The sequence below is a fragment of the Crocosphaera sp. UHCC 0190 genome, from assembly GCF_034932065.1.
Classification (GTDB): domain Bacteria; phylum Cyanobacteriota; class Cyanobacteriia; order Cyanobacteriales; family Microcystaceae; genus UHCC-0190.
In genome coordinates this window covers 1-26,558 of record NZ_JAYGHP010000004.1, presented here as the reverse complement: position 1 = coordinate 26,558, position 26,558 = coordinate 1, and the positions used below count along the sequence as shown (strand labels likewise).

The 26,558-nt window shown below is 37.1% G+C and carries 20 protein-coding genes; 10 read left to right on the top strand and 10 right to left on the bottom strand.

Annotated elements, in window-relative coordinates; translation table 11 throughout:
- Positions 1-66 precede the first annotated feature (66 nt).
- A complete protein-coding gene (locus VB715_RS07640; RefSeq protein WP_323300603.1) occupies positions 67-1,632 on the bottom strand; it encodes a Na+/H+ antiporter in 1,566 nt (521 codons plus the stop codon).
- 234 nt (positions 1,633-1,866) lie between these two features.
- Between VB715_RS07640 and VB715_RS07635 the strand changes: the two genes are divergently transcribed.
- Complete coding sequence (locus VB715_RS07635) at positions 1,867-2,445, top strand: DUF3038 domain-containing protein (RefSeq protein WP_323300602.1); 579 nt, start codon at positions 1,867-1,869, stop codon at positions 2,443-2,445.
- 170 nt (positions 2,446-2,615) lie between these two features.
- Positions 2,616-2,936 carry a thioredoxin gene (gene trxA / locus VB715_RS07630; protein WP_323300601.1) on the top strand — a complete coding sequence of 107 codons (321 nt, stop codon included), beginning with the start codon at positions 2,616-2,618 and terminating at the stop codon, positions 2,934-2,936.
- An 81-nt stretch (positions 2,937-3,017) separates the two neighbouring features.
- Here trxA and VB715_RS07625 read toward each other — a convergent pair whose 3' ends face one another.
- Positions 3,018-5,117 (bottom strand): cation:proton antiporter, encoded by a 2,100-nt coding sequence (locus VB715_RS07625; RefSeq protein WP_323300600.1) that lies wholly within the window; start codon positions 5,115-5,117, stop codon positions 3,018-3,020.
- Between the two features lie 288 nt (positions 5,118-5,405).
- On the opposite strand from VB715_RS07625, the gene VB715_RS07620 reads away from it, so the two are divergent.
- Positions 5,406-5,636 carry a photosystem II protein, Psb35-related gene (locus VB715_RS07620; protein ID WP_323300599.1) on the top strand — a complete coding sequence of 77 codons (231 nt, stop codon included), beginning with the start codon at positions 5,406-5,408 and terminating at the stop codon, positions 5,634-5,636.
- Between the two features lie 41 nt (positions 5,637-5,677).
- On the opposite strand, the gene VB715_RS07615 is transcribed toward VB715_RS07620, so the two are convergent.
- From VB715_RS07615 to VB715_RS07605, 3 genes are all read right to left on the bottom strand, one after another.
- Positions 5,678-7,729, bottom strand: coding sequence for a flotillin family protein (locus tag VB715_RS07615; protein WP_323300598.1), 2,052 nt, complete (start codon positions 7,727-7,729; stop codon positions 5,678-5,680).
- A 2-nt stretch (positions 7,730-7,731) separates the two neighbouring features.
- Entirely contained in the window at positions 7,732-8,475 is a 744-nt protein-coding gene (locus VB715_RS07610) for a DUF1449 domain-containing protein (protein ID WP_323300597.1), read from the bottom strand.
- Positions 8,476-8,645: 170 nt separating this feature from the next.
- Positions 8,646-9,986, bottom strand: coding sequence for a cytochrome P450 (locus VB715_RS07605; protein ID WP_323300596.1), 1,341 nt, complete (start codon positions 9,984-9,986; stop codon positions 8,646-8,648).
- A 175-nt stretch (positions 9,987-10,161) separates the two neighbouring features.
- Between VB715_RS07605 and VB715_RS07600 the strand changes: the two genes are divergently transcribed.
- Entirely contained in the window at positions 10,162-10,500 is a 339-nt protein-coding gene (locus tag VB715_RS07600) for a hypothetical protein (RefSeq protein WP_323300595.1), read from the top strand.
- Between the two features lie 89 nt (positions 10,501-10,589).
- On the opposite strand, the gene VB715_RS07595 is transcribed toward VB715_RS07600, so the two are convergent.
- From VB715_RS07595 to VB715_RS07585, 3 genes are all read right to left on the bottom strand, one after another.
- Complete coding sequence (locus tag VB715_RS07595; RefSeq protein WP_323300594.1) at positions 10,590-10,844, bottom strand: SemiSWEET transporter; 255 nt, start codon at positions 10,842-10,844, stop codon at positions 10,590-10,592.
- A gap of 120 nt (positions 10,845-10,964) precedes the next feature.
- Complete coding sequence (locus VB715_RS07590) at positions 10,965-13,544, bottom strand: DUF3536 domain-containing protein (RefSeq protein WP_323300593.1); 2,580 nt, start codon at positions 13,542-13,544, stop codon at positions 10,965-10,967.
- A gap of 298 nt (positions 13,545-13,842) precedes the next feature.
- Positions 13,843-14,256, bottom strand: coding sequence for a response regulator (locus VB715_RS07585; RefSeq protein WP_323300592.1), 414 nt, complete (start codon positions 14,254-14,256; stop codon positions 13,843-13,845).
- 175 nt (positions 14,257-14,431) lie between these two features.
- Between VB715_RS07585 and VB715_RS07580 the strand changes: the two genes are divergently transcribed.
- Complete coding sequence (locus tag VB715_RS07580; RefSeq protein ID WP_323300591.1) at positions 14,432-15,229, top strand: actin family protein; 798 nt, start codon at positions 14,432-14,434, stop codon at positions 15,227-15,229.
- Between the two features lie 212 nt (positions 15,230-15,441).
- Here VB715_RS07580 and VB715_RS07575 read toward each other — a convergent pair whose 3' ends face one another.
- Both VB715_RS07575 and VB715_RS07570 read right to left on the bottom strand, forming a co-directional pair.
- Positions 15,442-18,240 (bottom strand): hybrid sensor histidine kinase/response regulator, encoded by a 2,799-nt coding sequence (locus VB715_RS07575; protein ID WP_323300590.1) that lies wholly within the window; start codon positions 18,238-18,240, stop codon positions 15,442-15,444.
- A 72-nt stretch (positions 18,241-18,312) separates the two neighbouring features.
- On the bottom strand, positions 18,313-19,332 hold the full coding sequence (locus tag VB715_RS07570; RefSeq protein ID WP_323300589.1) for an ATP-binding protein: 1,020 nt from the start codon (positions 19,330-19,332) through the stop codon (positions 18,313-18,315).
- 255 nt (positions 19,333-19,587) lie between these two features.
- On the opposite strand from VB715_RS07570, the gene VB715_RS07565 reads away from it, so the two are divergent.
- From VB715_RS07565 to VB715_RS07545, 5 genes are all read left to right on the top strand, one after another.
- On the top strand, positions 19,588-20,664 hold the full coding sequence (locus VB715_RS07565) for a choloylglycine hydrolase family protein (protein WP_323300588.1): 1,077 nt from the start codon (positions 19,588-19,590) through the stop codon (positions 20,662-20,664).
- A 71-nt stretch (positions 20,665-20,735) separates the two neighbouring features.
- A complete protein-coding gene (locus tag VB715_RS07560; RefSeq protein WP_323300587.1) occupies positions 20,736-22,217 on the top strand; it encodes a pentapeptide repeat-containing protein in 1,482 nt (493 codons plus the stop codon).
- Between the two features lie 393 nt (positions 22,218-22,610).
- Entirely contained in the window at positions 22,611-24,374 is a 1,764-nt protein-coding gene (locus VB715_RS07555; RefSeq protein WP_323300586.1) for a SulP family inorganic anion transporter, read from the top strand.
- A 132-nt stretch (positions 24,375-24,506) separates the two neighbouring features.
- On the top strand, positions 24,507-25,901 hold the full coding sequence (locus tag VB715_RS07550; protein ID WP_323300585.1) for a cation:proton antiporter: 1,395 nt from the start codon (positions 24,507-24,509) through the stop codon (positions 25,899-25,901).
- A 99-nt stretch (positions 25,902-26,000) separates the two neighbouring features.
- On the top strand, positions 26,001-26,438 hold the full coding sequence (locus tag VB715_RS07545; RefSeq protein WP_323300584.1) for a phosphate-starvation-inducible PsiE family protein: 438 nt from the start codon (positions 26,001-26,003) through the stop codon (positions 26,436-26,438).
- The last annotated feature ends 120 nt before the right edge of the window (positions 26,439-26,558 follow it).

Sequence of the window (26,558 nt, the reverse complement as noted above, 5' to 3'; positions counted from 1 at the left end):
GTTTGGCTAGTTTACAAGTTTTTTCATGGTTTAATTGAGAGACGTTTAGGATAACGTCTCTTTTTTTTAATCTCCCGCTTCTGCTAAAATCTCTAATAACAAAGGAGAAAGATTATTACTCAATTTCCCATTGCGAATTAATTCTGCATAGGTATCAGCTTCAATGTCGAGTAATGTTTCTTGTAATTGTTCCCCTGCTAAGGTTTTTAATTGAGGATATTCCTGTTGAAACTTATAAATATTTTCCTCAATACTTTTAAACTCTCCTTGAACTAATTCTCGCTTATAACGATATAATTCCTGATCAATATCGGGAGAAATATCTAGCTCTTTAAGATAGTCTAACACTCTTTGAATGGCAGTTCTTCGCGCCAATAATTCAGTATATTCTTGACGCAAAGGTTGATCTCCAATTAAATCTAATTTTTTGAGAACCCATTGAGTGCTTAACCCTTGAATTAAGAGAGTAAATAAAACAACGCCAAACACAGTATCAATAATTTCCTCTCGTCCAACTAATGAAACTGGAACACTTAAGGCTAAAGCAATAGAAACAGAACCCCTTAAACCGCCCCACCATAACACAGTTTGCTCAGGCAAACTAATATCTACATCAGTAAATTTATTGCTTAAACTTGCTAGTCCGTAAATTGAAATAAAACGAGTGATTAAAACAGCAACAATAGCAATGGCAATAATGCCTAAATTGCTTCTTAAACTCTCAAAATGTATCTGATCACCAATTAATAAAAAGACAATTGAGTTAACAAAAAACGCCAAAAATTCCCAAAACTCAGACACCAATAAACGGGTTCTCGGATTCATGCCAATTCTAGAGCCAAAATTGCCTAAAATAATACCAACTGTTACCACAGCAATGACCCCAGAACCCCCTAATTCTTCAGTCATTAAGTAGGCTCCATAGGCAGATACTAACGTTAAAGATTGTTCAACTAAAGGTAGATCAAAGCGTTGGGTAAGATAGGAAATTCCAAAGCCAACCAAACAGCCTAAACCAATGCCAATACCTACAAAAGTAAAGAAACTTGCAATCGTTTCAGGTAAAGAAAAAACCTCAGTTCCTAAAGGAATACCCACCAAAAGTAAGAAAGCAACAACCGCCACCCCATCATTAAATAAACTTTCTCCTTCCATGAGAATGGTTAACTTTTTACTAGCTCCTAATTCTCGAAATAAAGCCACCACCGAAACCGGATCAGTTGCCGATAAACTTGCTCCTACTAATAAAGCAATTGGCAAGGCTAAATTCGTTAAATTACTGAGTGCTAAAGAAATACCAATGACAGAAACAATGACCCCAATGATCGCAAATAAAACGATAGGAATCCAATTAGCTTTTAATTCTCGCCAGCGAACATTCCAAGCAGCTTCAAATAGTAAAGGCGGTAAAAAAATCTCTAAAATTAATTCAGGAGAAAGATTGACCAAGCGAACATCAATAAACGCCAATCCTAAGCCGACAATTACCAAAAGCAGGGTGTAGGGAATTTGACGAAACCAAGCAAAAACACGGGAAATTGTGGCCACACTTAAGGAAACACATAAAACCACTAAAAATTGTTCCAAATTTTCCTTGATTGTAATATCAGCAACACTAGCTTCTAAACTCATGAGATAATTCCTAAAGATGACAAGGTGAGTTAGTCTGTGGTTACAATTAAACAGACAAAGGTAAGTATAGTCAATACTCTTGTTAGAACGACGACTATCCTAGGATATGTTAACTTTATTTTTGCTGACTTACTTATCCGAAAAAATAAAAACTTTTTCCCCACACTTTTCGTCAGTCAGTTTAAAATACGAAGAACAAAATAAATAACTTATACTAAACTAACGCTTATGGTTATGACATCAACTGTTAATCTCCCTTCCTCTGTGCCGAATTGGGAAAATTTACCCCTCACCAATACCCCCACCCCCCAACAACTGGCCTTAATTCAAACCCACATTGATTTGATGCTATTGGCCCTAGAATCATTAATTCCCATTGATCAAGATATGGTGCTACAAGCAGCCTTAGATTTAGAAATTAGCAGTACCCTCATGGCAGCAGTCACTTTGTGGTCAAACCGAGCAGATAATGGGGAGGAAATTCTGCTCACAACTCTCTCCGTAGAACAAACGCGATCGCTGATTTTGATTATTTGTTATATTGCAGGCCAACATCAAGAATTAATCCGCCGTGCAGTCACCTTATTGGAACAAATGACGGCGCAAAATAAAGATCCAGGCAAAGTTACCTTGTTGGGTAATTATTTGCAAAAATTTAACGAATATTATCAAATTGCTATGGGAGCAACTCGGCTGATAGAGCTTCCCCAACCCAAGAAACTGGCCTCAAAACTGCTGGTAGATTTATTATTTTACAGTGTAGACAATGGCCATCGTCGTTTATGGTTAGCTTTATTAGATTACACTCATTAGTAGTATTGAAAGGGACAAAAGAGAGATAGAATGGGACTCAACATCTGTCTCTAATCCCGATTTATTAGATTTTAACAGAAATGTCGAAAGAATACTGCTCATGATTCAAGCCCTATTTTATTAGGATTTGATCGTGAAAAATTAGTAACAATAATTAGAGGAAAATTATCGTGTCAAAAGCGAATTTTGTCCAAGGGGAAGAGTTTGAAAACCTATTAATTGAATCTCTCCCATTGGTTGTTGATTATACGGCCACTTGGTGTGGCCCTTGCCGCGTTATTAGTCCTTTGATTGATCAATTAGCAGGAGAATATGAAGGGCGGGCCAATGTGGTTAAAATTGACATCGATCAAAATAAAGATAATGCCAAAAAATATGGCATTCGGAGTATTCCCTGTGTGCTGATTTTCAAAGATGGAGAAGTTGTGGAAAATCTCGTTGGTAAATCTCCTTATAATACCTTTAGCGAAGCCCTAGAAAAGCATCTTTAAAGATTAATTAAAAGCTAACCCCAGGTTGAACCCTGGGGATAAAAAGACAAAGGTTAAGCCACTAGAAAAACCATCAAAATCTTAAGAATGGGGTTCCCCAAATAAGACTAAAGAACAAGTTAACTTTTTCAAGACTTCTGTTGTCACATCACTAACGGCTAAACCCCCCGCAGTGCGACGACGGAATGATCTTAAAACCACTAAATCAAAATTTTGGGCTGCCCTAATGATTACCTTTGGGGCATCTTCATGGGTAACAATTTTAATTTTCGTCTTCACTGAAAAGGGACTTTCGGCAATAATTTGTGACAACTCTTCTTTAAAGTCCGTAATTTGTTGAGGAGAGGTTTGACGATCGCAAATATGTAATAAAGTAATTGTTCCTTGATTTGCATCAACAAATAATTGAGCAAACCTCAATGTTTCCAGGGTAGAAGGGGTCAAATTTTTAATCGGGACTAAAATACGATGTAAATTGACAGGATGATCTAATAAACGCATCACCGCTACGGGACAATGAGAAGACCAAAAAACACTATCAATCACATTCCCAAAAAGTCGGGCCCGTAACCCTGTATTTTCACTCCATCCCATGATGATTAAATTAGCATCTTTTTCCCTAGCCGTGCGACTAATTCCCCTCGCTACATCATCATCAATACGGATAACAGGTTTGGTTTTGACTTCAAATTCCTGGCTAATACTTAAGGCCCTATCCAGTAAAGTGTGACTCTTTTTTAAGTTACTATTTAATTGAGAATCATCCATGTGGACATGGGCGATCGCAATAGAAACCGGAATAATAATACCAGATTCTCGCTTCGCTAATAAAGCACCCATAGCAATTAAATCCCTTTGGGTATAAGGATTATAAATCGGAATGACAACAGTAAAAGGTGAGGTAGAAGTTTCCGATTGTAGCTGGGGCAACCACTCCTCTAAAGTCACCGCCGGAATTTCAGATTCCCCTTCTTTTTGGACTTTAGGCAGGGGTAAATTTCTGGCAAATTGTGCGGTTAAAACCGGGCCTAAAATAGAAGTCACTAACATTAAAACAATGATACTATTAAAAACTGCATCATTAATTAACCTTTCTCCTAAAGCATTTTTTGCTTCATAAGCTACTAAAGCTGCTGCTAGAGTTGCGGCGACTTGAGGCAAAGATAAAGACCCCATGGTTAGTCCTTCTTGCCAACTATAACGATAGATTACCTGAGCCATAAAAGCAGCAATAAATTTTGAAGCAATTAATCCCCCAACAATACCAAGTACGAGAGGAAATTGAAATTGAATAGTGTTAATAAAGGCAGGAATATCTAACAATAAGCCCATGCCGACAAAAAAGAAAGGAATAAAAAGAGTTCCTCCCACAAATTCGACCTTTTCTTTAACCGGCCCTTCTCCCACCACATCATTAACCGCTAATCCTGCCAAAAATGCACCAACAATTTTATCAACATTAATCGCCTGAGCCCCCACTGCAGCCATAAATAAAGCCAATAAAACAAATAAAAATTGATTGCTTTCTTCATCCCCAGTACGACGAAAATATTCTTTTCCTAACCAATCAAAGCCAAACAAGACAATTAATGAATAAATGCCTAAAGAAACTAATTGAATGACTAAGCTACTTGCCGAAAAATCTCCCCCATGAATAGAAACACAAATCGCTAACACCAACAAAGCAGAAATATCTGTAAAAATTGTCGCACCAATTGTTACCATGACAGCTTCATTTCTCACTACCCCTAAACGTTGCACAATGGGATAACCTAAGAGGGTATGAGAGGCCAAAAGAGAACCAATCAGAATGGCAGTATTCCAGCTAAACCCAAAATATTTTCCTACCATCGCCCCAGCAATCATGGGAACCGCAAAAGTCAGCAACCCAAAACCCAAAGAACGATCTTTGTTTTTGCGAAACTCCACCATATCAATCTCTAATCCTGCCACAAACATTAGATAAATTTTGCCAATGTCTGCTAGGAGTTTGATACTTTCTGAGTCATGATCTAATAGGTTTAAGCCATCTTGACCTAGGACAACCCCCGCAAATAATAACCCAACTAACCCAGGTAGTCGTAACCGCTCAAAAATAGGCGGTAAGGTTAAAATCACCAATAAAAGAATGGTGAAAGAGACAAGGGGGTTGTGACGCAAAAGGGAGACAAAATTTTCCATGTTGTGGGATGGACTAAGGGACTACTCGGATCATAATTGATACAAATGTTAAAAGGTTACGGTTACGGTCAGAAGCTGACCTCGTAGCTATAGCAGGAGGCAGGAGACAGGAGGCAGAAGGTTAAAAGCTTACTGCGATTAGGTTTGAAGTTTGAAAACGTCCTATCACGGGCGGTTGCTATATCTGGTGTAAAAACCGTACAAAGATCAGGTTGACTTCTTTTGCAATATTTTGTTACATTTATTTACATAAGAGTTAAATAAACTTAACAAACGGAGTAAATTATTATGTTAACCTTAGTTATTTCCTTATTCGTTGTCGGCTGGCTCGCGGCGGCTGTGATCGGAACCCAGGCTTATTTTCGCGGAGAACAAACCAAACCCATTCACGAAAGAAACTGGCGTTCTGAGTCTTTTGAAACCTTAGCCAAGTCAGTGACAGGGAAAGGTATCGATAGCGATCGCACACCTGCCTTCCAAATTGACGCTTATGGCAGCCAAAACTTACCCAGCAGCTAATTAAACTAAAGATTTTCTCAATACTTTCTGACGCTTTTTAGTTATCCCCCGCTCCCTGAACGGGGGATTTTATTGATAGGCAAAGATTCCTCGATATTTTCTGTTTGCAAAGTATCCGTTGATAGGTCAGGATTATTATTAGAAGGTGTTGCTGCTACTGTTGATTTAACTTCGGTTTTTTCCTCAGAACTTAACATCGTTTTCACTTGATTTAATAAGCTGCCTAATTTTCCTTCATCTAACAAGGTATTAATCAAAGATAAGCCGCTAGTTGATAACAATAATTTGTTAATATCTCCCGTACTGGATGAACCCTTGCCATTGTTACCATTCAACCCAGGAAAAGCATAAATTCGCGCATCTCCTAAGACCCCAGGTTGAGGGGCTAAAGATTTGACAATTTGAGGCAATTGGCTGGCTAATTCTGGCCAAATGGTTTTTATCAGATCAGCAGTCCGATTTGCATTGCTGAAAGCATTTTCTGCTTCAATCAGAGCTTGTTTAGACTGGGCTTCAGCTAACATTTTGTATTTATCTGCATCCGCCAGGGTTCGGATCGAAGCAGCTTCTAATTCAGCCGCTTGACGAGCAATTTCCGCTTGACGACGGCGACGAAAAACATCAAGCTCCACCACATTTTGCTCAGAAATCTGAATTTTTTGGGCTTCTTGTTCTGCTAAAATCACCACTAACTTTTGTTCCCGTTGGGCTTTTTCCACTTCTTGGGCAGTAACAACTGCTGCTTCTGCTTGAGCTTTTTCGGCCTCAGATTCAAAGCGTTCCCGTTCTTTTTGGGCAATAGCAATCGCCGCTTGTTGTTGAGTAATTTTAGATTTTTGTTCAGCGGCGGCTATTTCTGCTTGGGCTTCTAATTGAGAAGATTGAATCATTTTTTGACGGGTAATTTCTGCTACTTCAGCCTCTTGTTTTTGCAGGATTTGGGCAACTTTTAGTTGTTTGTTCTGTTCCTCTAATTCAATATTAGCAGCAATATTTTTTTGTTGAATAACTAACTGTTTTTGAATACGTTCTTCTTCAATTGCTTGTTCTTGTAGGATTTTATTTCTCTCAATTTTAGCCGCTTCTTTATCTTTAGTTTCTTGAATTTCCCGTTGTTGTTGCGCCTTGAAAAATTCAATATCTTTTTGTTGAGTTAAATTCGCATCTTCTTTTTGTTTGGCAATTTCTAGGGTTTGTTTTTCTGCGTCTAATTCTCGTTGTTCAATTGCAACTTTTGTTTCGAGTTCAACTTCTCGTTTTTGTTGGATAGCTCGTTGAATAGTTTCTGTTCTCAGACGTACCCCTTGAGCATCAAAAAAGTTATTTTCATCATAAGTATCGCTTTCTTCAATTTCTGAGATCGCAATATTATTAAGAGTTAACCCTACCTTTTTAAGATCCTGTTGAATTAAGTTTAAAACGGCTTCAGCAAATCCTAATTTATCAGAATCAATTTCGGCAATACGCTTTTTCTTTGCTGCTGCTCTAATAGCATCATCAGCCCTTTTTTCAATGGCATCTTTGATATCACTTTCTGATATTTTTCCTTGTTTAGATAATCTGGCTGCTGCTGATAAGATATCTTTCTCTTCTTGGGCAATACAAACATAAAATGTGACCCGCATATTTGCTCGTAAATAATCTTGGGTTCTAACGGCTAAATTTCCCGATCTGACGACATCAATTGAAATTTCTCTTAAAGGTACGCGGGTAATTTCATGAAACCCAGGAATGACAATACATCCCCCATTCAAAATAACTCGTTTACTCTTTTGAAAAATGCCCCCTGTCCTCACTAATGCTTCATTATTAGGGGCAATGACATAAAACCTAGTATAAATCCAAACACTTAATAATAATAGGAATAATAAGATGCCAATACTGCCTAAAATTCCCACAAAGGGTAAACTATTAGTCGCCCCTCCCAATTGACTCAAATAAGCGGAATTTACAGGAATATTTTGTCCTAAAACCACAGTATTAGAGTCGGTTTTTAACAAATTATTTTGCTTATTCTCTAGGTTTAATTCTTCATCAAAAGAGAAAGTTTTAGGTAAAGCCTTAATAATTTCTAGTTCTAGTTTTGGGTTCATTGTTATATTTCTCCTAAAAAATCTTGTGGTAAACTTGTTCCATTGAGCCATTTATCTTCATCGGAACTATCTTTAGTAATTCCCAGATAACTATGCTCTTGACGATCAATAATTAAAATGGCTTGTCCATGATGAGGAATGACATTTGCCCAGTGGGGTAAACAGATACTAATAGTAACTAAATTCCCCGCTAAATCATAAACATCAGCTTGTCCGATTTTTCCCTCTGTTAAATAAGGAATCGTCTTCGAGGTAACAATTCCCACACAACCAATTAAACGTTCACTACTGACATCTTCTCCAAAGGAAGCAAATATCTTTCCGAGGGGATTTGATAATAGTTTTCCCATGAATAATCCTGTACTTAAGGAAGTTATAAAAACCAGTCCTCCCCACCCCCATAAACCATCAGGAATTGTCCCTGTTAACTGCCCTAAAATTGTATTTAATATCCAGCCAGTCATTCCCCAGGTACTAAAATCAATGGCTAATAAAATCATTAAGGGTGCTTTCCCAATGCCAAACCATCCTAATATTTGTAATGGGGTAAAGTCGTCTCCATCACCATCAATGTCACCATCGATATCTGCATCCACATCTGCATCTAAGCTGAATCCATTACTATCAAGATTAAGCTCAATATCCCCACCTTCATCCCCTCCCCCAGACACAATAATCAGGAGAAAGAAAGCGACTCCAAAGCTGATCAAAACCCAATAGAGAATATTAGCTGGATGGAATAACATTGGTGTTCAATGACCAATAAATTAGCCTTACTTTTCAGTATAACAAGTAAGGCAACTAATTATACAAAATCACATCAATTTTTAAATATTTTTGATAAGTATTGTTAACTCAATATAGATGAGTTGTTGATGACGTGCATAAGCTAAATGAACAGTTGAGCAAATTAAGTCTAAAATATCTGATTGCAGACAACCATTTTAAATCGAGTCGGAGGAGCAACAGTTAACCCACGACGCACAGGTTTAAGGGAACGACGGGAAGTAAGTTTTAAGCAAAACTGAGACAAAATAGTGGCTAAAACTAACTTCATTTCCATCTTAGCTAATTCCATGCCAATACAGCGACGAATTCCTCCACCAAAGGGTAAGTATTCATAGGGAGAAAATTGCTTTTCGAGGAACCTTTCTGGTCGAAATTGTTTCGGTTGGGGATAGATATCTTCTCGATGATGAACTAAATAAATTGATGGAGCAAATACGGTTCCTGGTTCAAATTGATATCCCATTAATTCTAAGGGTTCTTGAAGCATACGAAAAAATGTGTTTAAGACAACAGGATAAATCCTTAAGGTTTCGTTACAAATTGCTTCTAAATAGGGCAATTTTAGAATGTCATATAAATTAGGAGCCTCACCTAAGTTTAAAAGATGTGATCGCAATTTTTCTTCAATTTTTGGGTAATAATGAATCCAATATAAGGCCCAACTCAAGGTTGAAGCAGTGGTTTCATGACCAGCAATTAAAAGAGTAATTAATTCATCATGTAATTCTTCATCACTCATGGGTTTTGCTGTTTCATCTGTCGCCAACATTAACAGGGTTAAAATATCATCACCTGAATAATTTTGCTGTTGACGACGTTCTCGAATTTCAGCATAAAGTAATTCATCAACTTTTGCTTTTGTTCGTAAAAAACGTCCCCAAGGTGTCCAGTTTCCCCAATCTTTTTGTAAGGAACTAAAAAAGATAATTGCTCCATTGCCTGGATAACTAAAAAATTCCAGCATTGACCCTAATAACTGCTGTAATTGCTCATAACGCTCTCCTGAATAGAGTCCAAATACTGCTTGCAAAATAACTTTCAGAGTAATATCTTGCATCACCTCACGAACTAAAAAAGATTGATTAACCTTTAATTTTTGGGTCACATCTTGAGTAATATCACAAATTAATTTACCATAGGTTTGTAATCTTTCTCCATGAAAAGGGGGGGTTAATAATTTACGTTCTCGCTGATGTTTTTCTCCCTGTAGAAGCAGTAAAGAATTATCCCCCAATAGAGTTTGAATAAATCCCCCGCCTCCCCCAGACTTAAAAAGAGTTTTATCTGCACTAAAAATTGCCTGAATACCTTGAGGATTACTCACATAAACTAAGGGATTTTTCTGATTTCCTACAGCAAATATATCTCCATATTTTTGACCATAATCATCTAAATAATTTAGGGGATAAAAAATCAGTTTAAACAGTCTTAGGAATCGGGGAGTATTGACAAAAGGAGGTAGAGTCATAATTAAGTTAGAATTTATTTTGTTAAGATTTGGTTATTACTTTTTACCCAAATGTCATCAATCTATTATAACCTTAATAATTCGATAATTAGTCATCATTCGCAGACTTTAAAAAAGAGGATATTTCCCTCAATAGGTTACAATAGCTACAGAATTCTATCCAAGGAAGGTCGCTATGAAGTCAACAAATAGCCGAGCGATGGAAATTCAGCAAGTGACAGGACTTAAACCCAAGCATTTTGCTGATTTATTGAGAGCCTCACAACTCATTTTTGATCCCAGTGGGGGAGTCTTCGGTAGACAGTTTCAGGTTGATTTGTCTGTGTTTGGTTTATCCAATCATGTGATCGACAATTTGAGGCAATTAGGACAAAAATATCAATATGCTTCTCCTCATATTCCCATCGATATTATCTGGGAACAATTAACCCCTGAAACCCGCAGTTGGTTTATTGATCATAAAAACATTATATGGAAAATTGAGGAAGCTTTTCCGGCCCGTGACGAAGATTAGATTTCCTTAGACTTAGTAAATTTATCCCGCACAAACTTGATTAATTTTTTTTCAGTTTAATCAGTTTAAGATGCGGGATTTTTTTTGAATTATTTATATTTAAGTTTCAAAACTAAGATCGGAAATGCAAGAATAAAGGTAGCAACATTGGTCATAATAACAGGAAGATTTTGGAGAAATACGCCATAAATTATCCACAGTATAAGTCCCGTACAAAAGAGGAGAAACATTTCCAAGGAAATATCTTTAGTTGAGCGAGTTTTCAAGGTTTTTAGGAATTGAGGAAAAAAGGAAATTGTTGTTAATGTACCAGCAATTAGACCAATCCAGGTAATAGAATCCATGGAGACTAAGTTATCGATTATTTTTGATTTTTTTTAGTTTACATTTTGTTGACTTTTCAGACTGTTTATTAGTAACATAAACCAATGTAGAGACGTTTCATGAAACGTCTCTACTACTAATTACAACCAAGGACTAACATTAATGCCTAAAGTTGGCCCTAAATTGAGTAAGGGACAGAGTTGAGAAGGAGTCCAACGACAAGCGGGACGACTTTCTTTGCTTCCATTACTGTCAACACAATTCGGCACAAATTGTTCATACAAGAACTGATAATAAAGCTCTTGTACTTGATCCAAAGATAAGTCTAGCTTCAGTTGTTTACCAAGTTCAATCATCCGTTCTAAGGGCTTAATTTCCTGCTCTAAATCAACCGAACTTTCATCATTTAAAACCTGCCATAAAATCTTGAGAATTAACCGTTCTAGGGTTTGTTTTGCTTCGGGAACATCTAAGACACAAGAAAGATGACTTGCTTCTGTGGCAATGACGGTTAATTCCCCTAAATATGTATCCGTTGCTGTTTGATCTTCAAGACTTTTTTCTAAGGCCCGAACTGTCGTTAAACAGCGATGAGATAAGGCGATTTCGGCAGCGACTTGTAACTCTTTCGGAACAGGTATTTCATCCCGATGAAAGGCCGCTAAAATGCTGTAATTATCTCGATAAACTTGGGTATAAAGTTGATCCAAATGTTGCTTAGTTTTCACCGTTAATAGGTTCATAATACGGTGACGTTCTTCTGCGAACAAGTGTTGTAAACTAAAAGATTGTTCCCCAAACAGTTTAGCCATGGCTAAGATAATTTGGGCCGCACTTGCTTGTTCAAAGAGATCAAATAATTGATCCTTAATCTCAGCATAGGATAAACGTCCATTAAAGGGTTGAATACAACAATGGAAGTCCCAACCCCCTAAATGTAAGACGGCAAAGGTAAAATGATGACTTTCCCAAGTAATTTTAGAGGTTAATTTTACCTGTCCTACCGCTAAAGTTAAGGTTCCCAACTGTTGTCTTTCATAATCAAATTGTTGGGCATCATAACAGTAAACTTTTTCTTGGGGCAGGTAGTTAGTAAACAGGGAACTGATGGCATAATGAGCCGCTACTTGTTGGAAATTAACCTGAGAAGAAACCACCAAATCATAGTAAACATCTGCCCCATCTTTGTAGGTTTCTACATTACTCGGCGCAGCAGCTAAACGGTTAATAAATTCCTTCTCTAAATTAACCCCTGCTACCTCTCCAGCTAATTCTAAAGCCCGGGCCGCATAGCGTAAAATTTGGGTTCCTTCAGGACGAGAAATTTCCTCAAAAAACCAGCCACAACTGGTATACATTAATAACGAATGACGCTGCACTTCTAATAATCGTAAAGCATCAATTTGTTCCGCGGGGGAAAGGGTATGACGTTGATGGCGACTGAGGAATTCTTCGACATTTTCCACAGAGCGATCCAAAATTACATTGATATATTCATCTCTTGCTCGCCAAGGCTCATTAAATATCTGTCCTGCTGCCTGTTCATAGGTGGGAATTAATTGATCTCTTAACCAGTTTAAGGTATCTCTGAGGGGTCGCCGCCATTTTTGGTGCCATTCCCCACCACCACCGCAACCACAGTCATCTTGCCAACGATCAACCCCGTGCATACAACTCCAGGCGGTGACGGGCTTTAATTCTACTTCCCAAACGGGGGGACAAATGCTTAAATAATGGGCGTAATTGGTGACAGTCCAGTTTCTTTGGGGAAATTCGACCGTAAAAGCATAGGCAATACATCTTTCTTTGTCTCGCTTATGATGACCAAAGGTTTCGCCGTCGGTGCCAATGCTGATAATTTGAGACTTGCGATGATCCCCTTTGACAGCGCGGCCAATTCTTCCTGCTAAATGTTGGGAACTCTCCAACACATCCCCAAAGCCAATATCACCGGAAATCGGGCCATCATAGAAGAATATATCAATATAACGTCCATCTTTAATAAAACAGCGATAGGGACGGGTGGGATCAATTTGTCCCCCGCCCACTTCATGCCATTCGGGGTCAGAGGTTTCCTCTGTGGCAAAGGGACGGCATCTCTCGGCTTGAGTTGGAGCTAAAACGATGAATTTGATGTCTTCATCGATTAACACCTCTAAGGTGGCATAATCAACGGCTGTCTCGGCTAACCACATTCCTTCGGGGTTACGACCAAAACGATGACGAAAATCAGCTTTTCCCCAACGAATTTGGGTGTATTTGTCCTGTTTGTTGGCTAAGGGCAGGATAATATGATTGTAGACTTGAGCGATCGCATTGCCATGACCATTCAACCGTTGACAACTCTTGTGATCGGCTTCAATAATGCGCTGGTAAGTTTCGAGATCATGGGTTTGTAACCAGGACATCAAAGTAGGGCCGATATTGAAGCTTAAATACTCAAAATTATTAACAATACCGATTAATTCCCCTTGTGGGTTGAAAATTCTCGCAAAAGCATTGGTACGATAACATTCATGGGCAATGCGTTCATTCCAGTTACGAAACGGATAAGCACTGGGTTGTCGTTCAATGGTATCTAAATAGGGGTTTTCCCTGGGAGGTTGATAAAAGTGACCATGAAGGGTGACATAAACCCCTGTCGCTGTGGTTAAGGGGTTAACATTTTCTGCCCCTAAATTAGCCTGGGTAGTCGTATTCTGATCGGCAAGATATGTCATAGAAAATACCTGATTAAAGTTGCTTTTGTCCCTTAGCCGTTGATAGAGTAGCGTTGAAAGCTAGGACAGTTTTTGGGGAATTGGGAATTGTAATATAATGATGACAAATTTAAAAGATTGGATTCCCCTCTGGCTAATTTAGCACGTTTTCATCTGAGATTTCTGTATCTAAATCAACCCTAACTCCACTCAGCTTAACTGTTGATTGTTAATGAGTCTATTTCTAAAGAAAATCTTAATTTTTTGTAGGGCAATTATTTTAGATTTATTTTCAAAAGCAATCTACAAGATTAGACCTCTATTTGTTTTCTTGCAGTTTTTTAATAATTTGTAATTGATTTTCTACTCTAGCGATAACTTCTTCCGTAGCAAAAGGCTTCACAATATAATCAACGCCTCCCATCTTAAACGCTTTGACTTTATCCATAACATCTTCCAATCCACTAACAAAAATTATGGGAATATCACGGGTTTGTTCATTAGCTTTGAATTGCTGGCAGATGTTATAACCATCCATATCTGGCATTTTAATGTCTAAAAGAATCAAATCAGGAGCTTCAGCCATAACGCTATTAATTCCTAATTTGGCACTAGGGGCAATTCGTACACGGTAATTTTGTTCAACTAAAATTTTTGTTAATAATTTTAGATTGCTAGGATTATCATCAATGATTAAAATTTTGGCTTGTTTAATGTTCTTTTCTGTCATCATTTATCCTTCGATTTTGTAGATTCTACTTTTTATACTTTTTATACTTTCCGGGGATTTTTTTGTAAAATTTATACTTTTTAGACTAAAATTTCTGAATGGTTTCTGATATTATTGGCCCAGTAAGATTCAGTTAAACACCACACACCAAATCAACCAAATACTGGGGTAAAAAATTATGAACTCACCGATCGTTATCGACAGTAAACCTGATTATACTAGAGCAGGGTTATCAAGTGGTGATACGCCTACGGTCGTCTTCCCGACTAATTCTGTTACATCGAAAGCTCCAATGGATGCTTATGGTATGGTGACAAACTGGGATGGTATGAAGGATGTTTTATCTCATACCTTTAAGCAACTAGGTGTCGATCCATCCCAGCATTCTATCATTATTACTGAACCCCCTCTCAACTCAGAAGTCAATCGAGAAAAAATGACGCAAATTTTCTTCGAGACATTCAAGGTATCAGGATTTTATTTAATAATGAGGGAACTATTAGCCCTTTATGATGGGGGAAACCTTAACGGAACTGTCATAAACTTTGGGGAGAATGGTTCTTGTCTCGTTATAGTCCCTTGCTATCAAGGCTCTCCTTTCACCCATGCCATAATTCAATACTCTTTAAAAGAAAACAAGATTAACGACCAAGAAGTTGCAAATATCGCCGACAGAGTTTATGCTTCAATTTTTCGTTGCGATAGCGATGTACGTCACTCCCTTTATTCCAATATTATCCTCACTGGTAGCAGTTCTATGTATACAGGAATTTCTACAAAACTTCGGGATCGAGTTGCAGCATTAGCACCACCAAATGCAACAGTAAAAATTGTTGAAGCAAATGAACCGGAAAATGCAGCTTGGCGCGGAGGAGATAAGATGGCACCGCTCCTTAATGAGAATGGTTCTTGGATTACTAAGCAAGAGTATCAACAGTACGGGGCAAAGATTGTTCACGACAAGTGTTTTCAATAGCTAATTAATGTGGCTCTACCGAACCTAGGATGTAAAACGATTAAAAATTACAGGCTTAAACCCGATCGGGTTAAGCTATAGGAACTAAGCCTGGGTAGCCAGGCTTAAAATTAGGCTGTGTAGACAGCCTTTGTGCTTATAGAATAAGGCTTTAGCCTGTATTCATTTATTAATTTTACATGGCAAGTTCCGTAGAACCATAAATGTTAGCTTCAGTTCTTCTTGATACCCTGTTCAGTTAAGGTTAATAGTTGTTCAAACTCGTAATTATCTAGTAATTGTGTCAATTGTTGCCCCAAAACAGGATAATCACGACTAATTTCGGTAATTAGTTCTGAGGCTAACATAATATCACCTTTATAAATAGCTTCATACATTTTATCTAACCATGCTTGCGGTAACTGTTTTAAATCTTGAGGAGTCAGGAAGTCTTCCGAAGTTGGTAATAGTTGAGTCTCTACAGAAGATTCATAAACATAACGCACCCCTAAATATTGATGTAACGCTTCAAAGATTTCGATATCATTAAAAGGTTTGCGAATCAATCCATCACACCCGACTTCATAAATCAATGTTTCTTTTTCTTCTAATACACTGGCAGTAACAGCAATAATAATTGTCTTGTTTTCTTGCGATGTGGCTTTAATTTGTTTGGTTGCTTCAAAACCATCCATTACAGGCATTCTTATATCCATAAAAATTAAATCAGGATGCCATTCTTGCCAAATTTCAATAGCTTCTTGTCCATTAGCAGCTTCTTTGAGAGAAAATTCTAGGGGTTGTAGCAGTTTCAATAATAACCGACGATTGGCTATATTATCATCTACAATTAAAATTTTGTAGTGGGGTTGCTTGGGTTCTAAACCTATCACTCGTTGTTGATTGACTGGACTTTTTATTTCATGATGCTTAACTTCAATTAGTTCGATAAAAAAGCGAAAAGTCGTTCCTTTACCAATCACACTTTGAACCGTAATTTTACCTCCCATTAACTTAATAAAATTGTCACTTATCGTCAAGCCTAAGCCTGTTCCTTCTTGGGATTGAGGATAATTTTGACATTGGTAAAAAGATTTAAAAATATTTTCCAGTTCTGCTTGAGCAATTCCAATTCCTGTATCTTCGATCTCAAAAATTAGGTTATTTTTTTCTCTACTAACTCGTAAGGATACGCTACCAGAAGGCGTAAATTTAATGGCATTACCCAAAATATTAATTAAGACTTCTTTTAATTTAGTGACATCTGTTTTAATCCATTGGGGAACATTAGGTTCTTTAGTAAACCGTAAGTTTAAACCTTTATTTCTAGCAGAAAGAATAAAAATATTTTTTAATTCATCAAGTAATTCATGAAAATCAATATTTGTCAAATCAAGAACAAATTTACCTGCTTCAATTTTTGACAAATTAAGAACATGATTAATTAAAGTGAGTAAATATTCGCCACTGTGATAAATAATATTAATATTTTCTTGATAATCAGGGGATAATTTGTCTGAACGATTCATTAATTGACTAAAGCCTAAAATCGCATTCAAAGGAGTCCGCAATTCATGGCTCATATTCGCAATAAAAATATTTTTAGCTTGATTGGCCGCTTCTGCTTTTTCTTTCGATTTTCTTAACTGTATTTCTCTTTTCTGTAATTTTTGAGTGCGTTGATTAACTTTGTTTTCTAAGATAATATTTTGTTCTTGGATTAATTTTTCATGTTTCTGAGAGGTTTCTAAGGCTAAAAATAAGGCTTCAGTTTTCTCTTTTTTGATTAAATTGATTCTATCTGCTAAAGCTAAAGAATAAAATAATACTAAGATAACAACAGATGTTAACTGACTGTCAAATATCCATGAGGTAGTCGGAATTAGATGAAAACTAGATAAATTTGAAATAAAAAAAGAAACAAAAGGAACAATCATTGCCAGTAAATAAAATCTAGCTGGTCGGTATCCTCTTTTATATGATAATATGCCACTAATTAAAAGTATTTGAATTACAAATAAAATCAAAAATGTATGAAATTCTGCGATTAAATGAGGAAATATTGGTAATAAGAATAGTTGTATAAACTCTACAACCTGTAATCCTAATATAATTTTATACAAGAGAGGAATGGTACTTTTAAGATCAAGAAAAGTGGTGGCAAATTTTAAAGCTAAAATTATAGCAATAATACTAAATAAATGTATTGATAATTTATTAGAATATTCAGATATTATATACTGTTCAAAAAAACCTTGACGAAGAGACTGATGTAAAGTTAAACCAATCACAAATAATACATAGTAAAGATAGCTTTGATCTTGCAAAGCAAGAAATAAAAAGAGATTATAAGCTACCATGATTATTAGCATTCCGTAGCATAGTCCTAAGAAAAAAAGTTGTTGATTTTCTACCAAGAAAAAAGCTTCTCTTTGCCAAACTGTTAAAGGAACAAATACAGTTGAAATACTACTAAATCGTAGATAAAATGTGGTTTCTTCTCCTTGTGCTAGGGGGAGATTGAAAACAAAACTATGATGAGGAATATCTCTCGATTTAAAAGGAAAAGCTTTACCTGTTTCTTTGACAACAAAACCTGATTTATTCTGAGAAGGTACATAAAACTGAATATAAGTCATCCGAGCATCACTGAGTACCAATAACCACTTTTTTTCTATATCTGCTTCATTTTTAACTGAAAATCTTACCCAGAAATTACTTTTAGAAAAACCCAAGTTAGGCGTTTCTTGATGGTTTGGTATAAATTGACTCGAATATTCTGGAGAAATAATCTCCTTAATCGTTAATTCACGACTTTTATCTTCTAAGATATCTAAATTTAAGCTAATAGGATATTTAATTTTATTGCTTTTTAAAATAATGGGTCTATTTTCTGATTTAACCGAATAGCTATAGCTCTTATTTTGTCCTAAAGTTAACAAGAGTAAAAAAGCTAATAAAAAAGCTAATAATAAGCTTAGTAATCTAATTCTTTTCTGATTTTCTCTTATTAGTTTGGCGTAATTAGGCATAATTTATTTATTCATCTATTATAGCGTTTACATCTGTATGTAAGATTGTTATAGTTGATTTAACTAAATAGTTCAAACAACTGGTAACACAACGATAAAAGTAGAACCATGTTTTAGCTGACTAGCTACAGAAAGCTGGCCTTGATGCAATCTAACACTTTTTTCCACAATGGTTAATCCTAAACCATCTCCAGACCATTGACGAGCATTAGTCGCAGAATAACAGGGCTGAAAAACCTGTTCTAATTCATCTGGAGGAATACCAATTCCCTCATCTATCACTGTAAAAATTCCCTTCTGTTCTTCTACATTTAGATCAAGAGTAATGATACTTTCAGGATTAGAATATTGTAAGGCATTTGAGAGTAAATTTTTGAGAATATTTTGTACTAACTTTTCATCTATCAAAGTACTGACACTGAGATCATAATGAGGTAAAACAGGTTCTTCAAAAAGTGAAAGAATAATCGTTCGGTTAGGATAATGAACGTTAAAATCATTAATTAAATTGCGACAAATATTGATAATATCTAAAGAAGTTCGATTTAGAGAATATTTTTGTCTGCTTAAAATATGTATCAGTCGGAGTTTTTCTGAAAAGGACTTAATGGGAATGAGATCCGTATTACAATTAGTATAAATCGTCTTTAAAGAATTATCTAATCTCTCAGTCAGTCGAAATAATATCTCAGAATCAAACCAAGAATCAGGTATTTCCTCAGATTTTATTGTTTTTATGGTATTAGCTGTTTTGCGTAAATTATTATTATTATTATTATTATTATTATTGCCCGTCTTAATTGTTGTTCTTCTTAACTTCCCCTGTTTTAAATCTTGGTGATAGGATTCTAAAATTGCCCGCACTGTTCTTTTAGTCACTTTTTCTCCCAAAATTTGCGATAATTCTGTCCAAAATACTGAGCCTACCATCTTGATATTAGAAACTGAACAATAACAAATTTCTGCTAGTTCTTCGTAAGACTTATTGAACCAAACGCTTCGTAATAAATTGATTTGAAGACAACTTAGATGTTGATTTTTTTTTTGAAAAACAAGCTTATCTACTAGATTAATGGCAACTTCTATATCCATACCATACTACCATTTGAAATTTTAGATGCCCCAACCTCTTTTAATACTTGTCTCCTAGAACAAGAGAAAGTAGGGAGTGAGTAAGTTTTAATCTTATCACCAATCGGGATCATACTTTTTAGACTTTCTATACTTTAAAGGCAAGTCTTCTCTCAAAATCAATACTTTTTGGGCGGAAATCTCCATATTTATCGTGATATGTTTTCAGTGTGAACAAAACAATGGAGTATTCATTTCATGTGTACTGGAATAAGATTGAAAGTTGATCCCAATCCCCAAACCAAAGAAGCAAAAGCCATTGTACATGGTCGAACCCTTGAATTTGGTATTAAAATCAATACAGATATTGTCTATGCTTCGGCAGGGAATACTTTCACCAGCAAAGTAGGTGATGGACTAACTCAGAAAGGAATGACTTATGAGTCTAAATACGCCTTCGTTGGAGCATGGGCAAAAGATATGGGTCCCGACATAAAATTTGAAGATGTTAATTGTTTTGATGGACTCAACGAAGAAGGACTAGCTGCTGGAATCTTCTACTTTCCCTCCTATGCAGAGTATCAAACATTATCTCCAGAAAATCAAAGTAAAGGACTTGCCCCTCATGACTTCACCGGGTGGATTGTAGCCAATTTTAAAAGTGTTGAAGAAGTCAAAAATGCAATTAAAAATAAAGCAGTTGCCATTATTAAATCAATTCCTGAAGTAGACGGAAAAGTGCTTGAACATGATCCCTTAACGCTTCACTATGTGATTTATGAGCAAACAGGAAAAAGTATTGTTATCGAACCCGTTGGGGGTGAACTCATCGTTCATGAAAACCCTCTCGGCGTTATCACAAATTCCCCCACATTTGATTGGCACATGACGAATCTTCGTAACTATATTGCCCTAAATCCTCGCAACGTACCAGCAATAGACATCGTTGGTGAAACCTTCTCACAATTCGGTCAAGGGAGTGGAATGTTAGGTATGCCGGGTGATTTTACCCCACCTGCAAGGTTTGTCCGTGCTGCCGTTTTCAGCCAAACAGCAGTCCCTTCAGCAACGATTGAAAAGGGGATTGAACAAGTATTCCACATTCTTAACAACTTTGATATTCCTGTTGGAGTGGCAATAGCAGAACATGAGACAGACTATACCATGCTAACAACAGCCCGTGATCCTCAAAATCTACGCTTTTACTGGAAAACCTACGATGATCAAACAATTCGTATGGTTGACTTGAACAAGCTGATGTTAACTAAAGACATAACGATAAAAGTATTAAGTACCGAAGGGCAACAGCCTATTGAGGATATGACAAACAATTTACAACAGTTAAAAAGGTAGTCTAATTTATCCTTCTTCTGCCTCGGAGCAATGCTTTACAACACATTTAGTTTTTTTCAGGATTAACCATCATGCTCAATTCTTTTAACAATCTCAATTCACGGAAGATAGGAACTATTTCAGCGATTACTTTCCTTTTAGGATTTGCGGGTTCAGCCCAAGTACAAGCCTTTAATGAAAATGACCTGCAAACGTTTTTAACTACTGGTTTCTGTTCAGGATGTGACCTTTCTGGGGCTGATTTTTCCGGTCGTCAATTTTCTGGAAATTTTGTTTCTGATTCTGACTTTACAGGGGCTAATTTCTCGGACGTTATAGATGATTTTCCCATCTATATAAACTCCAATTTTACCAACGCTAACTTCACTAAGGCCCAGTCCACTGGACTGTTTGAACAATCGACCTTCATCAATACAAATTTCACTGATTCAATTATGATTGGTGATTTTAGTAATACTAATTTTTCTAACAATACCCTTACGAATGCAGTATTTAACGGTCCTACTTTTAATGGATCTAATGTTGATATTATTTCCGTTCTAACTGATCCAACTGCACTCTTTATTAGCCCTATCTTTGACAACATTAATGAGAATTTTTTCCTAAACAATGATCTGACAGGAGCGAAGCTAGTCGAGATGGACTTCTCTGGGTTTAACCTTCCTGGTTATGACTTCACAGGGATTAACTTAGCTGGTTCCAACTTCGTAGGTGCTAATCTAGCTGGAGCGAATTTTTCCGATGCTTCTTTTGCTGTCTTAAATCGCGCCGAAGTCATTGATCTGGGCTTGGCTATAATCAATGGTGCTATCTTTGATCGAGCTAATCTTTCTGGCGCTAACCTTTCTAATAATGGTGTACTAGGTGGGGTGCGTTACATTCTAGCGGATCTCTCTGGAGCCAACTTTGCTAATTCTAATGTCAACTTTAGTAATTTTTCTCGTGCCGATCTTACCAATGCCAACTTTTCTAATACAGTTGCTAGAAACACTGCCTATGTTGGCAGTAACCTGACTAATGCCAATTTTTCTGGATCTGACCTACTGTTAGCTGTGATTTCTGATAGTAACTTGAATGGAACTAACTTTTCTAATGCGATAATTGACTACGCCCGTATTGATAATGCAACTTTGGAAGTAGGTATTGTTATTGACCCACTGAGTATAAATAGTCTTTTCACGACTAACGCAAACGAACCGACTCCTCCTGATTTTACCAATACTAGTTTAATCTCTGTTGAAGTGATAAACAGTAATATTCCTGGAAGTAATTTTTCTGGAGCTAATCTGGGAGACAGTTCGTTTACCGATACGGATCTCACTGATTCCAATTTTGACGGAGCAAATTTAATGGGTGGGAATTTCGTCAATGTTAATCTACTCAATGCCAATATTAACCAAAATCAACTCGGTTCTTTGAACGGTTTTTCTGGTACTTTACCCGATGGAACCGTTGTATCTGATTCTACCTCTGTCCCCGAACCTTCCACAACATTAGGTTTGTTGGCGATCGCTGGTTTAGGTGGTTTGGCTTCCCGCAGAAAAAAATCCTAAAAAAGTGGCGTGGTGAGGAATCACCGCCCTTGAGCGATAGTGGAGGGCGCGTGAGGATGTCAAAGACCTCAAAAATAGACCTTGCCAATAAGTTCAATTTTTTGTCGAATCAGGGTAGAGGCGAACAGATGTTCGCCTCTACCTAGTCATTGCAATTGATAATCAAATTTATAACAAACAATAAGAAAACCTTAATATAAAAGGGGTTGACGAATCCCTATAGCTAGTTATATACTTTCGATAGTAATTAGACTATGCTTTTACAAAAAATAATAGAAGTTAGTCTATTAAATGACCGTTAAAAGATCTCATCACTATCGATGACATCTTTTAAATCAGATAAATCAAATTATAGACAACTAAACCCAGGTTAGGACTTACTAACATTTGATCATGCAGATAACCAATCGTATTCACTTTAGAAATGTCAGGGGCGATATTTTTGGTGGGATCACTGCCACCGTTATTGCTCTACCCATGGCCCTCGCCTTCGGGGTTGCCTCTGGTGCTGGGCCAGCGGCCGGTTTATGGGGTGCAGTTTTAGTCGGTTTCTTTGCTGCCTTATTTGGGGGAACACCGACCCTGATTTCTGAACCGACGGGGCCCATGACGGTTGTTATGACCGCCATTGTCACCAAAATGACGGCAAGTGATCCTGAAAATGGCTTAGCCATGGCCTTTACAGTGGTCATGTTAGCAGGTATTTTTCAAATCATCTTCGGGGTCTTGAAACTGGGTAAATATATTACCTTGATGCCCTATACCGTTATTTCTGGCTTTATGTCGGGTATTGGGCTAATTCTAGTAATTCTGCAATTTGGTCCATTATTGGGGGCAAGCAACCCCAAAGGTGGTGTCGTTGCAGCTTTGAAAAATGCCCCCGATGTCTTGACTCATATTAGTAGTCACATGGGAGAAGTAACATTAGGGCTGTTAACGGTGGCGGTTTTATTCTTGATGCCGGCCCAACTCAAGAAATATGTACCCCCTCAATTAGTAGCCTTAATTGGTTGTACTGTGTTATCGTTGGTCTTCTTTTCTGGTGGTGGCATCAAAACCATTCCTGAATTCAGCACCGGACTTCCTACCTTAGTCATGCCCACCTTCACCCTAGAGCAAGTCAATACCATGATTATTGATGGCTTAGTGTTAGGGATGTTAGGGTGTATTGATGCCCTGTTAACGGCTGTAATTGCCGATAGTTTAACCCAAACTCAACATAACTCCGATAAAGAATTAATTGGTCAAGGACTTGGTAACTTAGTCTCTGGTTTATGTGGGGGCCTACCTGGTGCGGGTGCCACCATGGGAACCGTTGTTAATATTCAAGCTGGGGGAACTACCGCCCTATCTGGTTTAACCCGTGCCTTTATTCTGTTAATTGTTGTCTTGTGGGCTGCCCCTTTAACCCAAAGTATTCCCTTAGCAGTATTAGCGGGTATTGCCTTTAAGGTGGGTATCGATATTATTGACTGGAAATTCCTCAAACGCGCTCATAATCTGTCCTGGAAAGCCGCAGCCATCATGTATGGGGTGATGTTGCTTACCGTCTTCTATGATTTAATTATCGCTGTCGGTATTGGGATTTTTGTTGCTAACATCTTAACTATTCAACGTTTGGCTGATATTCAAGCAGATCGGGTTAAAGCTGTTGATAGTCATGATGATGATGCTTTGGCGACTCAAGAAGCAAGACACTTAATGAGAGAAGCTAATGGACGTATTTTACTCTTAGATTTAGCTGGCCCCATGAGTTTTGGTGCTGCTAAAGCGATTACTCAGCGTCAAAGCATTGTCGAAAACTATGAGATGCTGATTATTGATTTAACCCATGTGCCTTTGTTGGGGGTGACTGCTACCTTAGCCATTGAAAAAATGGTAGAAGATGCTTACGCGAAGAACTTAAAAGTGTTTATCGTCGGTGGAGAAGGTAAAGTTAAGGAACGCTTGAGAAAGTTCGATATCTTAGATCGAGTGCCTCAACAAAACCGTGTACAAACTCGCGTTGCTGCCTTACAATTAGCCGTTGCTCAACTTAAAGGATACACTTTAGAACAGATTCAACAAGAGATGGGGATGGATAGTTCTTACGTCTCTACAGCTAATGATACTGACGCAACTAATCAGACATCTTCTAGCGATCGCAATCTTAAATAAGTTCTGTGGGGCTGGTTTATGTATGAAAATCATCAAGTTTTGTCAAAAACCTACCCCTACGACTTCTGACTTACTTCGACATTGCTCATTACAAGTCTGACTTCCGCCATATTATCCACATAATTAAACACAATGATGCTAGGTTCACCATTGACTCAATTTTTTGCTCCGTTTCCCCTACTTGCAACAGAAACCACTGCTGAGAATGGCCCAATGATTTTGGCAGGGGTTTTACTCAGTTTAGTCATTGTTTATTTAGCCAGTAAATTAGGGGGAGAATTATCAAGATACCTCAATTTACCCCCCGTTTTAGGGGAATTAGTTGGTGGTGTCCTTGTCGGTGCTTCAGCCCTTCATTTATTAGTATTCCCTGAAAGTGGCGCAACAGCAACGGATTCCGTTTTAATAAGTTTTTTACAATTAGTTGCTGGTTTAACCCCTGACGCTGTGGTGGAAGTGTTTAACACCCAAAGCGAAGTTGTCTCCGTTTTAGCGGAATTAGGGGTGATTATCCTCCTGTTTGAAATTGGGCTAGAATCGGATTTGAAGGAGTTGCAACGGGTAGGCTATCAAGCGGCGATCGTGGCTGTTGTTGGGGTAGCGGCCCCCTTTGCGGCAGGAACCGTCGGACTGATGTTATTGTTTGGTATTCCAGCAATTCCCGCGATTTTTGCCGGGGCTGCGTTAACAGCTACCAGTATCGGTATTACGTCTAAGGTTCTCTCGGAATTAGGTCATCTTAAGTCCAAAGAAGGTCAAATCATTGTCGGTGCAGCCGTTATTGACGATGTGTTAGGCATTATTGTCTTAGCTGTTGTTGCTAGTTTAGCGAAAACGGGAACCGTTGATGTGCTGAATGTGGTCTATTTAATTATTAGTGCCACGGCCTTTTTACTGGGATCAATTTTCTTAGGAAAGTTCTTTAATAAGTCTTTTGTTGCCATTTCTGAACGCTTACAAACTCGCGGCAAATTAGTGATTCCTGCCTTAATTTTTGCCTTCTTAATGGCTTTTTTAGCGAATGTGATTCATCTGGAAGCAATTTTAGGAGCTTTTGCCGCAGGGTTAGTCTTAGATGAGACGGATAAACGCAAAGAATTGGATCAACAAATAATTCCCATTGCTGATATTTTAGTTCCTATTTTCTTTGTGAGTGTTGGAGCAAAAGTTGATTTAGGGGTTTTGAATCCTATTGTGCCTGAAAATCGCGAAGGTTTAATCATTGCTACCTTTTTAATGGTTGTGGCAATTTTCGGTAAAGTAATTACTGGATGGGTAGTCACAGGGCAAGAAAAAATTAACCGTTTAGCTATTGGTTTTGGGATGATTCCTAGGGGTGAAGTTGGCTTGGTTTTTGCGGGTATTGGTTCAGCAAGTGGTGTCTTAAGTCCTGCGTTAGATGCGGCGATTATTGTGATGGTAATTTTCACAACTTTTATGGCACCTCCTTTATTAAGATTTGCCTTTAAGGAATCGAGTGAAGAAGCAACAGTTGAACCAAGCAAAGCAGTTGATTTAGTCAAGTAATTTCTATTAAAAGCCAGGAAAAATACAGAGAATAATTAATGATTTTTCCTGGTTATCTTCCATAACAATAATAAAATTTTATGATTTAAATTATCACTTATGAAAAGAATGTTTAAAGATGAAAATTTCCTAAAATTTATTCATTTAGTTGAAAATATTGTTTCTAAAATTTTATCGATTGCCCTAATTATTGTAATCGGGGTTTCTATTTTTGATTTAATGGTTGTTTTGTGTCAAGATTTATTTACAACGGAACCCATAGGATTTTTTAACAAAACGCTTTTAGAGCTTTTTGGTCTTTTCTTAAATATATTAATTGCCTTAGAATTATTAGAAAATATTACCGCTTATCTCAGAAAACATATTGTTCAAGTTGAATTAGTCGTCGTAACAGCTTTAATTGCAGTAGCCAGAAAAATTATTATTTTTGATCCAGGTAAATATGAAAAATCCGATATTATTGCCCTAGCAGTAGCCGCTTTAGCTTTAGCAACCAGTTATCTATTAATCAGACTAAGTAATCGTACTTCTCCCTAAGAATATTATCTATTGATAGAGTTTTATGAACCTAAACCATTATCTTTTTCAATGTATATTTTTAACTTAAATAAATTATAATTAAAAATATATTAATATCAAATTAAATTACCAATAAAC

Coding starts and splice junctions, on each gene's coding strand:
- VB715_RS07555 (WP_323300586.1), top strand. CDS start 22,611: ATGCAGATAACCAATCGTATTCACTTTAGAAATGTCAGGGGCGATATT.
- VB715_RS07635 (WP_323300602.1), top strand. CDS start 1,867: ATGACATCAACTGTTAATCTCCCTTCCTCTGTGCCGAATTGGGAAAAT.
- VB715_RS07640 (WP_323300603.1), bottom strand. CDS start 1,632: ATGAGTTTAGAAGCTAGTGTTGCTGATATTACAATCAAGGAAAATTTG.
- VB715_RS07625 (WP_323300600.1), bottom strand. CDS start 5,117: ATGGAAAATTTTGTCTCCCTTTTGCGTCACAACCCCCTTGTCTCTTTC.
- VB715_RS07560 (WP_323300587.1), top strand. CDS start 20,736: ATGCTCAATTCTTTTAACAATCTCAATTCACGGAAGATAGGAACTATT.
- VB715_RS07600 (WP_323300595.1), top strand. CDS start 10,162: ATGAAGTCAACAAATAGCCGAGCGATGGAAATTCAGCAAGTGACAGGA.
- VB715_RS07585 (WP_323300592.1), bottom strand. CDS start 14,256: ATGATGACAGAAAAGAACATTAAACAAGCCAAAATTTTAATCATTGAT.
- VB715_RS07550 (WP_323300585.1), top strand. CDS start 24,507: ATGATGCTAGGTTCACCATTGACTCAATTTTTTGCTCCGTTTCCCCTA.
- VB715_RS07570 (WP_323300589.1), bottom strand. CDS start 19,332: ATGGATATAGAAGTTGCCATTAATCTAGTAGATAAGCTTGTTTTTCAA.
- VB715_RS07545 (WP_323300584.1), top strand. CDS start 26,001: ATGAAAAGAATGTTTAAAGATGAAAATTTCCTAAAATTTATTCATTTA.
- VB715_RS07620 (WP_323300599.1), top strand. CDS start 5,406: ATGTTAACCTTAGTTATTTCCTTATTCGTTGTCGGCTGGCTCGCGGCG.
- VB715_RS07575 (WP_323300590.1), bottom strand. CDS start 18,240: ATGCCTAATTACGCCAAACTAATAAGAGAAAATCAGAAAAGAATTAGA.
- VB715_RS07615 (WP_323300598.1), bottom strand. CDS start 7,729: ATGAACCCAAAACTAGAACTAGAAATTATTAAGGCTTTACCTAAAACT.
- VB715_RS07595 (WP_323300594.1), bottom strand. CDS start 10,844: ATGGATTCTATTACCTGGATTGGTCTAATTGCTGGTACATTAACAACA.
- VB715_RS07605 (WP_323300596.1), bottom strand. CDS start 9,986: ATGACTCTACCTCCTTTTGTCAATACTCCCCGATTCCTAAGACTGTTT.
- VB715_RS07590 (WP_323300593.1), bottom strand. CDS start 13,544: ATGACATATCTTGCCGATCAGAATACGACTACCCAGGCTAATTTAGGG.
- VB715_RS07580 (WP_323300591.1), top strand. CDS start 14,432: ATGAACTCACCGATCGTTATCGACAGTAAACCTGATTATACTAGAGCA.
- VB715_RS07610 (WP_323300597.1), bottom strand. CDS start 8,475: ATGTTATTCCATCCAGCTAATATTCTCTATTGGGTTTTGATCAGCTTT.